This is a genomic window from Exiguobacterium sp. s6, assembly GCF_018618155.1.
GTDB classification, from domain to species: Bacteria; Bacillota; Bacilli; order Exiguobacteriales; family Exiguobacteriaceae; genus Exiguobacterium; species Exiguobacterium mexicanum_A.
Genome location: NZ_JACSLN010000002.1, coordinates 24384 through 38690 on the forward strand (window position 1 = coordinate 24384; position 14307 = coordinate 38690).

General features: G+C 52.1%; 13 protein-coding genes. All 13 read left to right on the top strand.

Annotated features, from left to right (window positions below; genetic code table 11):
• Positions 1-3 precede the first annotated feature (3 nt).
• The 13 genes from KNP75_RS11120 (at position 4) to KNP75_RS11180 (ending at position 14268) form a co-directional block, all read left to right on the top strand.
• Complete coding sequence (locus KNP75_RS11120; RefSeq protein WP_214755111.1) at positions 4-1995, top strand: DHH family phosphoesterase; 1992 nt, start codon at positions 4-6, stop codon at positions 1993-1995.
• Positions 1992-2435 carry a 50S ribosomal protein L9 gene (rplI, locus tag KNP75_RS11125; RefSeq protein WP_214718796.1) on the top strand — a complete coding sequence of 148 codons (444 nt, stop codon included), beginning with the start codon at positions 1992-1994 and terminating at the stop codon, positions 2433-2435. Before KNP75_RS11120 ends, rplI begins: the two co-directional genes overlap by 4 nt.
• A gap of 17 nt (positions 2436-2452) precedes the next feature.
• Positions 2453-3805, top strand: coding sequence for a replicative DNA helicase (gene dnaB, locus KNP75_RS11130; protein WP_021067865.1), 1353 nt, complete (start codon positions 2453-2455; stop codon positions 3803-3805).
• Positions 3806-4041: 236 nt separating this feature from the next.
• A complete protein-coding gene (locus KNP75_RS11135; protein ID WP_214755109.1) occupies positions 4042-5331 on the top strand; it encodes an adenylosuccinate synthase in 1290 nt (429 codons plus the stop codon).
• A gap of 120 nt (positions 5332-5451) precedes the next feature.
• The gene (yycF, locus tag KNP75_RS11140) at positions 5452-6162 is read left to right on the top strand and encodes a response regulator YycF (protein ID WP_034780323.1); all 711 of its coding nucleotides are present in this window, start codon (positions 5452-5454) and stop codon (positions 6160-6162) included.
• Between the two features lie 3 nt (positions 6163-6165).
• Positions 6166-8007, top strand: a complete 1842-nt coding sequence (gene walK, locus KNP75_RS11145; RefSeq protein ID WP_214824072.1) for a cell wall metabolism sensor histidine kinase WalK — start codon at positions 6166-6168, stop codon at positions 8005-8007.
• On the top strand, positions 8007-9392 hold the full coding sequence (yycH, locus tag KNP75_RS11150) for a two-component system activity regulator YycH (protein WP_034780327.1): 1386 nt from the start codon (positions 8007-8009) through the stop codon (positions 9390-9392). The genes walK and yycH overlap by 1 nt, the downstream gene beginning before the upstream one ends.
• Positions 9379-10203: a two-component system regulatory protein YycI gene (locus tag KNP75_RS11155; protein ID WP_138860240.1), complete on the top strand. Its 825-nt coding sequence runs from the start codon at positions 9379-9381 to the stop codon at positions 10201-10203. The genes yycH and KNP75_RS11155 overlap by 14 nt, the downstream gene beginning before the upstream one ends.
• 13 nt (positions 10204-10216) lie before the next feature.
• Positions 10217-11008, top strand: coding sequence for an MBL fold metallo-hydrolase (locus tag KNP75_RS11160; RefSeq protein ID WP_034780331.1), 792 nt, complete (start codon positions 10217-10219; stop codon positions 11006-11008).
• A gap of 51 nt (positions 11009-11059) precedes the next feature.
• Complete coding sequence (locus KNP75_RS11165) at positions 11060-12328, top strand: S1C family serine protease (RefSeq protein ID WP_214824078.1); 1269 nt, start codon at positions 11060-11062, stop codon at positions 12326-12328.
• 37 nt (positions 12329-12365) lie between these two features.
• A complete protein-coding gene (locus KNP75_RS11170; protein WP_021067873.1) occupies positions 12366-12527 on the top strand; it encodes a CxxH/CxxC protein in 162 nt (53 codons plus the stop codon).
• An 83-nt stretch (positions 12528-12610) separates the two neighbouring features.
• Positions 12611-13090: a 23S rRNA (pseudouridine(1915)-N(3))-methyltransferase RlmH gene (rlmH, locus tag KNP75_RS11175; RefSeq protein ID WP_215190431.1), complete on the top strand. Its 480-nt coding sequence runs from the start codon at positions 12611-12613 to the stop codon at positions 13088-13090.
• A 224-nt stretch (positions 13091-13314) separates the two neighbouring features.
• The gene (locus KNP75_RS11180; RefSeq protein ID WP_215190432.1) at positions 13315-14268 is read left to right on the top strand and encodes a hypothetical protein; all 954 of its coding nucleotides are present in this window, start codon (positions 13315-13317) and stop codon (positions 14266-14268) included.
• Positions 14269-14307: the final 39 nt, after the last annotated feature.

A 14307-nucleotide genomic window follows, 5' to 3' on the forward strand; every position in this document is an offset into this window, starting at 1 on the left:
CACATGCACAGTGGTGAAGCAATAACATCAGTGAAGAACCAGTACGCGCGTCACGCCGTTCCATATGTGATTGGACTGCTTGTCGCGTTAGGATTGGCGTTCTACAGCATTGTGGCGGCAATCACCCTGTTCGTGGGCACGCTGATTTTTTTCATCTATCAGCAAGTGACGATTCGACGAGAACGCAAGGCGTGGGAACAATACGTCCATTCTTTGTCGCATCGAATCGAAGACGTCGGGAAAGAAGCGCTCACCGGCATGCCGATTGGGATTCTCGTCTTTGACGAAACTCGTCGCATCAGCTGGTTCAATGAACAGTCTCGACTCATCTTTGAGCTCGAGATGGAACTCGGGATCTCGATCGATTCGATTCACTCGGCGTTCACCGAGTTGATTGAGGAAGAAGAGGACGAGGCGACCATCGAAGTCGGAGACCGCGTTTATCGGGTCCTCTACAATAAGGAGTATCAGACCCTTTACTTGTTCGACATGACGGATGAGGCAGAGATTGAACAAAAATACTCGGAAACACAGACGGTGATCGGCGTCTTATACTTAGACAACTATGATGAGATGTCAACCGCTGTGGATGAACAGGTCCGGAGTGAAATCAATCGACGCGTGACCGTCCTCTTGAACCAATGGGCTCAAAAATACCACATCTATATGCGTCGAACGGCAGCCGATCGTTTCTTTCTCGTGATGAACGAACGGACGCTCTCCGAACTCGAGAACAATCGCTTCTCGATTCTCGATGAGGTCCGCGAGGCGACGAAAGAGCATAAAATTCCGCTCACACTCTCCATCGGAATCGGTTGTGGGGAGACGACGCTGACGGAACTGGGGAACTTGTCGCAATCGAGCCTTGATTTAGGGCTCGGACGCGGCGGGGACCAAGTCGTCGTCAAACGTCATAACGGGAAAGTCCGCTTTTTCGGCGGCAAGACGAACCCGACCGAGAAACGGACCCGGGTTCGCGCCCGCGTCATCTCGAACTCGATGCGCGATTTGATTCGCGAGTCGAGCCGTGTCCTGATCATGGGGCATAAAAACCCGGATATGGACTCGCTTGGAGCATCCATCGGCATCATGAAACTAGCTGAATTTGTCGGACGTGAGGCGTACGTCGTCATCCCGGCCGGCGAGACGAGCGTTGGGATTCAACGTCTCGTCAATGAAGTCGAAAACGACGAAGAGCTGTATAGCCGTTTTTTGACCGAGTTCGAGGCTCAACCGCTCATCGACGAACAGACGCTCCTCGTCGTCGTCGATACGCACCGGCCGTCGCTCGTCATCTCGCGGGATATTCTAGACCGCGCGGAACGGGTCGTCGTCATCGACCACCATCGTCGTGGTGAAGAGTTCATTGAAGATCCGGTCCTCGTCTATATGGAACCGTACGCATCCTCGACGTGCGAACTCGTAACGGAGTTGATCGAGTATCAGGCCGGTACGCGCAAGCTATCGATTTTAGAAGCGACGTCGCTCCTTGCGGGTATGGTGGTCGACACGAAAGGATTTACCTTGCGGACCGGGTCGCGGACGTTCGATGCCGCTTCCTTCCTTCGGATTCAAGGGGCAGACACCGTGCTCGTCCAGCACTTCATGCGGCAAGACCTCGATTCGTATATCGAACAGTCTCATATTCTCGAAAACACGGACATCTATTCCGATGGCATGGCGATCGCCGTCGCCTCGGACGATGAAGTGCACCATCAAGTGTTGATCGCCCAATCCGCTGACCAGCTCCTTAATATGGAGGGCGTCAAAGCATCGTTCGTCATCGCCGTCTTACCCGACGGCCGAACCGGCATTAGTGCCCGTTCGCTCGGTGATGTCAACGTCCAAGTCATCATGGAGATGCTGGACGGGGGCGGTCATTTGACGAATGCGGCGACACAATTGAACGTGAGCCGGGAACAGGCGAAAACGTTATTACAAGAAGCGATTGATCATTATATGACAGATGAAACAGAGGGAGAGGATTCTGAATGAAAGTCATTTTAAAAGTAGATGTTAAAGGTCAAGGTAAAGCTGGTGACGTCAAAGACGTCGCGGACGCTTACGCGAAGAACGTACTCTTTAAAAAGAACTTGGCGGTCGAAGCGACACCGGGTAACTTGAAGGCGTTCGCCGCAAAAGAGCGACGCGCCGAAGAAGCGGCTGAAGCAGAATTGAAACAAGCCCAGCAGTTGAAGGACAAGCTTGAAAAAGAGACGATCGTCGTCAAGACGAAGTCAGGTGAGGGCGGTCGCGTCTTCGGATCGGTCACGAGCAAACAAATCGGTGAAGCGTTGAAAGGGATGGGCTACAAGATCGACAAGCGTAAAATCGAGCTTGAACACCCAATCAAAGCGCTCGGGTTTACGAAAGTGCCGGTGAAGTTGCACCACGACGTCACGGCTATGTTAAACGTTCATGTTCAAGAAGCGTGAAGGTGAGGTAGACACGTATGAGTGATGCGATTCAAGTCAATACCCCGCCACATAGCGTCGAAGCGGAACAAGCTGTCCTCGGGGCCGTCATTCTCGATTCCGATCGGCTGATCACGGCCTCGGAACGGGTCGACCCGGACGACTTTTATCGTGTCAGCCATCAACGGATCTTTGAGGCGATGCTGAAGATCAATGACCGGGGCGAACTCGTCGATTTGGTCACGCTCAGTTCGGAGCTTCAAGCTCAAGGCATTCTCGATGAGATCGGTGGATTGAACTATTTGGCGGAAATCGCCGAGGCGGTTCCAGCCATCGGGAACATCGGGTATTATTTGAACGTCGTCGATCAAAAGGCGGCACTCCGCCGCTTGATTCGGACTGCGACGAATATCGTCTCGGACGGCTATGAACGCCAAGACGAGGTCGATGCCGTCCTGTCAGATGCTGAGCGGAACATTTTGAAAGTCTCGCAACGAAAAGGGCAGTCGAGCTTTCATCCGATCGGTTCCGTCTTATCGGACGCTTACTCGACGATTGAAAAACTGCACCAATCGAGCGGGGAGATTACCGGCATCGCGACCGGGTTCAGCGATCTCGACAAGATGACGGCCGGGTTTCAACGTAACGACCTCATTATCGTCGCGGCCCGTCCTTCCGTCGGGAAGACGGCCTTCGCCTTGAACATCTCGCAAAACGTGGCCGTCCGTACCGGCGAGAACGTCGCCATCTTCAGTTTGGAGATGGGTGCCGAGCAGCTCGTCATGCGGATGCTCTGTGCGGAAGGCAATATCGATGCCCAGCGTCTGCGGACGGGTCGGCTCGAGGCCGAGGACTGGGGGCGTCTCTCGCTCGCCATGTCGTCGCTGTCACAAGCCGGTATCTATATCGATGATACGCCGGGTCTCCGGGTCAACGAGATCCGAGCCAAGTGCCGTCGCTTGAAACAAGAGCACGGCCTCGGCATGATCATGATTGACTATTTGCAGCTCATCGTCGGGAACGGTAAGCCGGGCGAGAACCGGCAACAAGAAGTCTCGGAAATCTCGCGTACGCTCAAAGCGATCGCGCGTGAGCTTCAAGTGCCGGTCATCGCCTTGTCCCAGCTCTCCCGTGGTGTTGAGAGCCGTCAAGACAAGCGGCCGATGATGTCAGATATCCGGGAATCCGGGGCGATTGAGCAAGATGCCGATATCGTCGCGTTCCTCTATCGGGACGACTATTACGATAAAGAGAGTGAAGACGCCAACACGATCGAGATCATCATCGCCAAACAGCGTAATGGTCCGACCGGGACGGTCAAGCTCTCGTTCCGAAAAGAATATAACAAGTTCGTCAACATGGAGACGCAAGCTTTTGCGCCACCGATGTAGGACGAGTCATTCCGCCAAAGGCGACGTCACGAGACGTCGCCTTTTTTGTCGGTCTTTGGACCTAAACGTATTCGATTTTTGAAGAATTCATTCATTGGATGAGAAATGATGCGTCAATAACGAACGAAAGGTTACAACATAAAAATATCGTTCGGTATTAGGTTGACTTTCACGAGAAGCAAGTGTACACTTACGGATGGTTTGAATAGAACGTTTATCTACAAGGAGGATTCATTATGTCATCAGTAGTCGTAGTGGGAACGCAGTGGGGCGATGAAGGTAAAGGGAAAATCACGGACTTCTTATCGAAGCAGGCCGAGGTCGTCGCGCGTTATCAAGGGGGAGACAACGCTGGTCATACGATCGTCTTCAACGATACGAAGTATAAACTTCACTTGATTCCATCGGGGATCTTCTACTCGGACAAAACATGTGTCATCGGGAACGGGATGGTCGTCAATCCGAAATCGCTCGTCACGGAGCTCGCGTACTTGCACGAGCGTGGCGTGAGTACGGATAACCTCCGCATCTCGAACCGGGCCCACGTCATCTTGCCGTACCACCAGTTGCAAGACAAGCTCGAAGAGGACGCGAAAGGCGACGCCAAAGTCGGGACAACGCTCAAAGGGATCGGTCCTTGCTACATGGACAAAGCGGCGCGTATCGGGATTCGCATCGCTGACCTTCTCGACAAAGAAGTGTTCGCCGAGAAGCTCAAGACCGTCCTCGCGATTAAAAACCGCATGTTCGTGAAGATGTATGAAGTCGATGCGATCGAATTCGATGACATCTTCGAAGAATACTACGCGTACGGCCAACAGTTCGCCAAGTACGTATGTGATACATCGGTCGTGTTGAACAACGCGCTCGACGAAGAACAGAAAGTGTTATTTGAAGGCGCACAAGGTGTCTTGCTCGACATCGACCATGGAACGTACCCGTTCGTCACATCATCGAACGCAGCTTCAGGCGGCGTATCGAGCGGTGCCGGAATCGGACCATCGAAGATCCATCACGTCGTCGGCGTCTGTAAGGCGTACACGTCACGTGTCGGAGACGGCCCGTTCCCGACCCAGCTTGACGATGAGATCGGTCACACGATCCGTGAGGTCGGAAAAGAGTACGGTACGACGACGGGACGTCCGCGTCGCGTCGGTTGGTTCGACTCGGTTGTCGTCCGCCACTCGCGCCGCGTCAGCGGCATCACAGACCTTTGCCTCAACTCGATTGACGTGTTGACAGGTCTTGAGACGCTCAAGATTTGTACAGCCTACGAGTTCGAAGGCAAGCTCCTCGACGAGTACCCGCCGAACTTCCGCGTGCTCGAACAGTGCAAGCCGGTGTTTGAAGAGCTTCCAGGCTGGACAGAAGACATCACAGGCGTTCGCAAGTTCGAAGACTTGCCGGTGAACGCGCAGAACTATGTCAAGCGCATCGAAGCGTTGACAGGTATCGAATTGTTGACGTTCTCGGTCGGACCGGCACGTGAGCAAACGGTCATCTTGCGTGATATTTACAAAGCATAAGACAGAGAGCCCTCGTGGCTCTCTTTTCATTTCCACGGAAATGGACCACGCTTTCTAACCTATAGAAAAAGAGTTACAATGTAGACATGTACGTTTAACGATAAGAGGAGGACTCACTGAATGGATCGTACGATTTTAGTGGTAGATGACGAACAACCAATCGCAGATATATTGAAGTTTAAGCTTGAAAAAGAAGGTTACCAAGTCCACGTCGCATATGACGGGGAAGAAGCGCTCGTGAAAGTCGAAGAAGTCAAACCAGATTTGATTTTGCTCGACATCATGTTGCCGCTCAAAGACGGTATGGAAGTATGCCGTGAAGTCCGGAAGAAGTACGATATGCCGATCATCATGTTGACGGCGAAAGACTCTGAGATCGATAAAGTGCTCGGACTCGAGCTCGGTGCTGACGATTACGTCACGAAGCCGTTCAGCTCGCGCGAGCTCTTGGCCCGCGTCAAGGCGAACATGCGCCGTCATGCGACAGCCCCGGCCCCAGAAACGAAAGGTGCCAACGCCAATGATATCGTCATCGGTGACTTGACGATTCATCCGGATTCATACATGGTCACGAAACGGGAAGAGAAAATCGAACTGACACACCGTGAGTTCGAGCTCATCCATTATCTTGCCCAAAACATCGGGCAAGTCATGACGCGCGAGCATTTGCTCCAGACCGTATGGGGCTATGACTACTTCGGTGACGTCCGCACGGTCGATGTGACGGTTCGACGTTTGCGCGAAAAAGTCGAAGACAACCCATCGACGCCGACGTATATCATCACGCGCCGCGGTGTCGGTTACTATTTAAAAGCAGGAGAAGAAGACTAAACGATGAAACGGACGAACTTCTTTAAATCTATCCAGTGGAAGCTCGTCGTCATCTATGCGCTGCTCATTCTTGTTGCGATGCAAGTCATCGGAGTGTACTTCGTGCGCTCCCTCGAACGACAATACATCAACAACTTCTCGCAGTCGCTCGTCGATCGTGCCAACCTTCTGAGCTATAACGTCAGTGAAGGGATCGCATCGAACGGCGGTGACTCGACCTCGGACCAGCAGTTGAACCAGGTACTGGATCAACTGCTGTCTGAGTTTACGGAGAGCACGACGCTAGCTGATGACATTCGCGAAGTCCAGATTATCGACACGAACAGTGTCGTCCGGGCGACGTCGAATCCGAATAACCAAAGTCTCGTCGGACAACGGACGGCGAACTCGTTCATTCAAAAATCGTTTGCGACGAGCGGAGCGCAAGAGACGCTCGTCTATGAAGACTCGAACGAACGCATGCGTGTCGTCGCCGTCCCGGTGAAATCCGAGGTCGATGGGACGACGACCGGTATGATCTATATCGAGGCCTCGATGCAGTCCATCTATAACCAAATGGAACAAGTGACGAGGATTCTCGCGACCGGGACACTCATCGCTCTCATCATCACATCGATCCTGGGAGTGTTGCTGTCACGGACGATCACGCGACCGATTGCGGATATGCGTCGTCAAGCCGTCGAGATGCGAAAAGGGAATTTCTCGCGGAAAGTTAAAGTCTATTCCGACGACGAGGTCGGCCAACTTGCTTACGCCTTCAACGAATTGACCGATGAACTCATGGAGGCGAACGCAACGACGGAAGCCGAACGGCGCCGCTTGACGAGCGTCCTCGAGAACATGTCGGACGGGGTCGTCGCGACGGATCGTTCGTTGCGCGTCATCTTGATGAACGACCAAGCCCGCGATATGATCGGGCTCGCTGAAGAAGAAGCGATGGGGGCGAACCTACAGAACTTGCTCGAATTCGATGACGAGATCGTCATCCCGGAAGACGGGACGATGCCGCCAAAACTGATCGACCTCAGTACGGACGAAGAGCTGTTCCTCGTCCGCGCCTACTTCTCACCGATTCAAAAGCATAGCGGACCGATCACCGGTCTCATCGTCGTTCTGCACGATGTGACCGAGCAAGAACAAGTCGAGCAAGACCGCCGTGAGTTCGTCGCGAACGTCAGCCACGAGCTGCGGACGCCGCTCACGACGATGCGGAGTTACCTCGAAGTGCTCGCGGAAGGCGCATACAAGGACGATGAGCTCGCCCCGCGCTTCCTCGAGACGACCCAGAATGAGACGGAGCGGATGATTCGCCTCGTCAACGATCTGTTGCAGCTATCGAAGATGGACAGCAAAGAGTATACGATGCAAAAAGTGAAGTTCGATTTTATCCAGTTCTTCAACGACATCATCGACCGGCATGAGATGACGAAAGGCGAGACGATCCAGTTCCGCCGGAAGCTCATGAAACGCCGGGTATACGTCCACGCCGATCAAGATAAGATGACGCAGGTCATCGACAACATCATCACGAACGCGATCAAGTTCTCGCCAGAAGGCGGGACAATCACGTTCCGGACGATGCTCCGTGCCAAGCGTCTCGTCATCGGTATTAAAGATGAAGGGGTCGGCATTCCGAAATCGAATTTGAAGAAAATCTTTGAACGGTTCTATCGGGTTGATAAGGCTCGGGCCCGCAATATCGGCGGGACCGGACTTGGATTGTCGATTGCCAAAGAAGTCGTTTCCGCCCATGGCGGCGACATTTGGGCCGAGAGTGAGTTCGGACGCGGGACGACGATTTACTTCACCATCCCATTCGATACGATCGTGGAGGTGAATGACTGATGGAACGACCACGCTTCTTGGCGAAGCCAGAACTAGTGAAATCGCTCGTCTTGCTCACCTTGATCGTCACGTCCATCGTCCAAACGGTCATCCTCTGGGACTACCATCCGAAGTATCAGTCGGTCCAGTCTGAGACGCAAGTCGCGACGGTGGATGAGTCGCTTCAGCGACAACCGCGCCAAGTCATCGTACCGGCCCAGACGGTCGTCCACGAGAACAACGCCGTCTTCGCCACGAAAAACTCGCCGAAACAGATTATGCGTGTCATCCGGGAGTCGTTCGAGGCGAGCGAATTTAAACCGCTCGCCGTCAAGAACGTCCCGAGTTTGTATGCGGGTGTCGATGAGGCCGTCGAATTGATTTTACCGGAGCCGTATTATGCGGATACGCTCAGCTACATGCTTCCGGGCTCATACAGCTTGTCGGGGAAAGTGCCACAGCGGGCCCTCATCTTCATGGAGGACGACACGTGGCGCATCCGCACGATCATGAGCGACCAATCACTTTGGGAAGGGCGTTTGTCGAAAGTCGGCCAAGGGGACGTCAACAGTCTGTTCTTGAAAGATTCAGATCGATCGATGCGTCGTGTCACGTACACGGATGAACGCGTCAACTACATCCCCGTCGTCGGACCGGAGATGAACGAGCTGTTCGCTTACGACGTATCTCAAATTCAAATATCGGCCCGTCTCGATTGGATGCGTGATACGTTCTTCCCGGGCGACCCGAATGTACAAGAAGTCGATCCGGCCAGCTCCGTGGGCGCCCTCACGAACGGGATTAGCGTCGCCGAATATGATGCGAACCTGAACGCGAGCCGTTATCGAAACTTATCACGCAACAGTTCGGAACAGGAGTCGGTTATCGGACTCGACACGATCGTCGAGTTCGTCAACTTCCACGGAGGTTGGGTCGATGAGACGTCGGAGAGCCAAGGGTTGTCGCTTCGGTTTGATGCGATCACTCCGGCCAACAAAGGCTTTGAAACGACCGTGTTCCGGTTTCACGTGAAGGGTTTCCCGGTGTTCAGTCAACGGGAGGCGTTTATCAATAACGATGCCGTCGACTTATCGACGTTGCGTGTCGAGAACGACGGGACGCAAGTCCGATCGATCACTCGGCACCATCTCGAGATCGATCGCTTGATCTCGGTCGGGACGACACAGCTCGCGGATGGACAAGATGTGGTCGATACGCTCGTCAATGCCGGACGATTTGAAAACGTGACCGAGATTCGACTCGGTTATGAGATTGAATACAATGAAGACACGAGCCGTTACGTCACGTTCTCCCCGAACTGGTTCGTTCGGGAAGCCGGAAGATGGATCCCATTCGATCAACCGGATGACTGGACAGAAAGGATGATGTATCGTGGATTGGAGTAAAGCGAAAACGATTCTTCTCTTCGCCTTCCTCGCGCTGAACATCTACCTGTTGTTCCAGCTTTTGACGGAAACGTGGGCGACAGAGGTCGTGACGAACGACAATACGTCGATCGCGCAAATCTTGGACCAACGAAACGTCGATGCGTCGAAGTTGCCGCGGATGGGTCGGGATATCGGTTATTTGACGGGGTCGTCGGAACAGATGTCGGCCTCGATGATCACGAAAAACCGGGAAGCCCAGCTGGCGACGACGCTCGACAATATGCAACTCGAAGTCGAGCTCAAACAGCCGGTCCCGCTCGATCAAGACGATTTACGGACGACTGCGTCGACGTTCGTCTCCGAGTATGTCCCGTTCGGTTCCGAGTATGCGTACTGGCGCTATGACGCCGAGACGCGTCAAGTCGCCTTCGTGCAGACGTATGAGAACAATAAGATCTTCTCGAACCCCGAGATCGATGGGGGGACCGAGCAGTACATCGGTCCGTCGCTCCTGTTGCTTCAATTGAACGAAGCGCTTGAAGTGACCGACTATAAACAACGTCATTTGACGAACTTGTCCTCGAAGTCGCAAGACGATCTCGTCTTGACGGCGAGCGAGGCGATCTCGCAACTCGCGGCCCGGAAGTACTTCCAGCCGAACCAAGAGATGCGGGCCATCAATACGGGCTTCTATAGCCTGCCGCTCGACAGTTCCGGCAGCTTGATCATCATGCCGCCGCTATGGTCGATCACGATTGACGAGGACGTCTACTTCGTCAATGCGATCGATGGGACCGTCGAACGGGTCGAATTTGATTCAGAAGAATGAAAGGAGTGATCGAGTGACTTTACGCTATAGTGTGCTTGCGAGCGGTTCGACCGGGAACGCCCTCTACATTGAGACGGAACGGGCGAAATTGCTCGTCGATGCCGGATTGACCGGGAAGGCGATGCAACAACGCATCACTGAGATTGGACGATCGTTTGATGGGATCGATGCACTGCTCGTCACGCATGAGCACTCCGACCATATTAAAGGTGTCGGGATTCTCGCTCGAAAATATAACTTACCGATTTATGCGAACGCGAAGACGTGGGACGCGATGGAATCGTTGATTGGAAAAGTCGACCCGGCCTTGAAGTTTCACTTTGAGGTAGGGGAGATTAAACAGTTCGGGGATATCGAAATCGAGTCGTTCAACGTCAGCCATGACGCAGCCGACCCGATGTTCTACCAGTTCGCGCATGACGGCAGACGCCTCGCCCACATCACCGATACGGGCTATGTGTCCGATCGGATGAAAGGCGTCATCCGCGGGGCCGATGATTTTATTTTCGAATCGAACCATGACGTCTCGATGCTCCAAATGGGACGGTACCCGTGGAGCGTCAAACGACGGATTCTTGGGGACTACGGTCACGTCTCGAACGAAGACGCGGCCATCGCGATGAGCGAGGTCATCGGAGACCAGACGAAACGGATTTATTTGGCTCACCTCAGTAAAGACAACAATATGAAAGAACTCGCTCAAATGAGCGTCTCCCAAACACTCGGGATGCGCGATGTCGACCTCGGTCGCATCAAATTGTGCGATACCGACCCATCGACCCCCACTTCGCTCGTTTCTTTATAAGCGAACTTGGGAAAAGACAGATAACACACTGTCTTGAAGGGGGGACGCGTCGTGAATGAAGAGAGACACCATGAGTATGAACCTCAAGACGTCGAACCTTTAGAGCACGAAGCAGATACAATGAACGATGTAAAACCGACGTACCCATCTCGCAGCGAGTGGCGCCCGAAACAAGAAGAACATGTGCGCCATAAGCCGCGAATGAACTTAAAACCGTTGTTACTCGGAGGGGTTGGCGGATTCTTAGGAGCGGCTTTGTTCTTTTTGGCGATGATGCTCTGGGATTCCCCAACCTCTCGTTTTGTGACAAATGAACTGATTCGGACGGAACAAGCCGTCACCATCACGGAATCCGACATCACGAGCGCTGTGACGGGTGCTAAAACGTCCGTCGTCAGCATCACGAACATCCAGCGGGCGTTCACCTCGGACTCGCAGTGGGAGGCCGGAGCGGGCTCTGGTGTCATCTATAAGGTCGACGGCGACACGGCGTATATCGTCACGAACTTCCACGTCATCGAAGAAGCGGACGAGATCAACGTCGCGTTTTCTGACGGACAAGTCGCTTCGGCGACGATTCTCGGCGAGGACCCGCTCAACGATTTAGCTGTCGCATCGGTCGAACTGCCGGCCAATATCGATGTCGCTCCGATCACGCTCGGGGACTCGACCGTGCTTCAAGCAGGCGAGACCGTCATGGCGATTGGCAATCCGCTCGGCGTCTTTTCAAACTCGGTCACCCGTGGTATCGTCAGTGGTGTCGAACGCACCGTGCCGGTCGATACGAACAGTGACGGACTCATGGACTACAATGCCGAGGTCATCCAGACCGACGCCGCCATCAACCCCGGTAACTCCGGCGGGGCACTCATCAACATCCGCGGCGAGCTCGTCGGCATCAACTCGATGAAAATCGCCGAGGCGAGCGTCGAAGGGGTCGGCTTCTCGATTCCCGTCAACGTCGCGCTGCCGGTCATCGATATGCTCGAGCGGGATGGGAAAGTGACGCGGGCCCAGCTCGGCGTCACGATTCAAGAAGTCATCGCCGTACCGGGTAACGTCCGGGAAGAATACGGCATCAGCTTTGATAACGAGGACGGGGTGTTCGTCGAGGCGATCACGCCCGGCAGTCCAGCCGAAGAGGCCGGCCTTCGCGTCGGTGACGTCATCGTCAAAATCGGCGACCGCGACATCAAACGTTACGTCGATTTGCGGGACGCGCTGTATCGTGACGCCACGGTTGGCGATAACGTCACGATTGAATATACGCGACGCGGCAAGGCAGGCAAGACCGAGGCAACATTAACTGAAGCAACCTAAAGGAGCGGCGACGCTTCTTTTTTAAGGAGGAAACATTGTGGAAAAAAAAGTATGCAAGGAACATGTTGAAATCGCTTTAGATATCATTGTCGATGAGACGGGGGAATACCCGTTGCTCGAAGAACTATCCACAAGTGGACAAGTGACATGTGAGTTCTGTGATGCCGACGCAACATATGTTGTGTCAAGCAAAAAATGATTATCAACATGTGGATTTGTGGATAACTCTGTGGATAACCCTATGGATAACTCCAAAAAAACTGTGGAAAAAGGAAGAATTGGATGAATATTTCAATTATCACGGTCGGCAAACTAAAAGAGAAGTATTTGAAACTAGGGATTGCCGAGTACACAAAACGCCTGTCGGCCTATGCGAAAGTGCAGGAAATCGAGGTCGCGGACGAGAAAGCGCCCGAGCATTTGAGTGAAGCGGACATGATTCTAGTAAAACAAAAAGAAGGCGAGCGGATTTTAGCGAAAATCAGTCCGGACACGCATGTGATTGCTTTGGTCATCGACGCCAAGCAACGGACGAGCGAAGAGTTCGCCCGTGAGCTCGATCAACTCGCAACGTACGGCAAGAGCAAAATCGCGTTCGTCATCGGCGGCTCGCTCGGGTTATCGGACGACGTCATGAAACGCTCGGATGATACGATCTCCTTCTCAAAAATGACGTTCCCGCATCAATTGATGAAGCTCGTCTTGTGTGAACAGATTTATCGAGCGTATCGGATCAACCGGAATGAGCCTTACCATAAATAAATGAGGTCTAATAAAAGGTTGATGAGCCAACGCTCATCAACCTTTTATTTTGTCCTGAAGACATTTTTAAATAGAGACTAAGACCATAATCCAATCTTTTTTATGTCCAATTTAAAAAGGATTGTCGATTATCAGTTTCGAATTTACAATATAGATAAAAATCATCATAAAATGGTATTTTTTATAAAAAATCATATTTTTAAGCGCAGAGGAGCTTTCCAAAAATGGAATCGAAACGAGAACGAACGACAAGAAGAACATCATTTTTTCAAAGATATTTGATCCCAATCACAATCGCTTCGTCTGTAGTCGTATCTGGTACAGTCGGATACTTTGTTAGCCAATTTAATATGAATCGGGATACGAACGAGTCTATTTCTCAAGCGGAGATGCAATCGCGCGTCGACGATATGCAAGCAGAATCTGTCACAACCATTGAAAAAGAAGTACCGCAAATCATTAATGATTTAGAAGAATACAATCAAGATTTAACCCAACTCGTCCAACAAGTCGATTGGTTAAAAGAAAATATGGTCCCTGTCCGTAACGTTTTAGAACATATCAATTCAGCAACGCTTTTCATTTCAGGAGTTAACAGTGTGGTTAGTAGTCCGGTGTTAGGTAAAATGAGTTCTTATTTAAGTTCTGCCAACAGCACGTTAAATGAAGTGGATGACGTTTTATTTCGACTAGAACACTTATCGAGTATCAAACAAGAGATGGCTGAGACGCGTAAACGGGTGAGTCAATTATATGAGACCTACCAAACTGAGAATGATCCAGCATTGCTATTAGAAATGGAGCACGAATTGGATACGGAACTCGTTTATCAAATTGAGGACGTTCGAACCTCGACAATCGAAGCTAGGGAAGCTCTAGAATTATCTACAAATGTCATTGTAACGGCGAACTATACAATTTCTTCCTATCAAAAGGTGAAAAGGACGGGTGGAAAAGCCATCGAGACACTGCAATTTTGGAAAGAAGAAAAGAATGAAAATAAAATTGATCAGGACAAGTACGATCGAATTGAAAAAGAGCTAGCAGATTCAAGAGAACGTCTAAAAGATCTTCCTGAAGAAATGGCCGAACGATCGAAGCGAACAATCTCTTCCATCAATGAAGTGAAAACTGAGCTTCAAGTCGCGAGGTTGGCTGAAGTAATTCAAACAGATTAAAAAATGGTAAAGGAACGATTGAGTAAGTCACTAGAAACT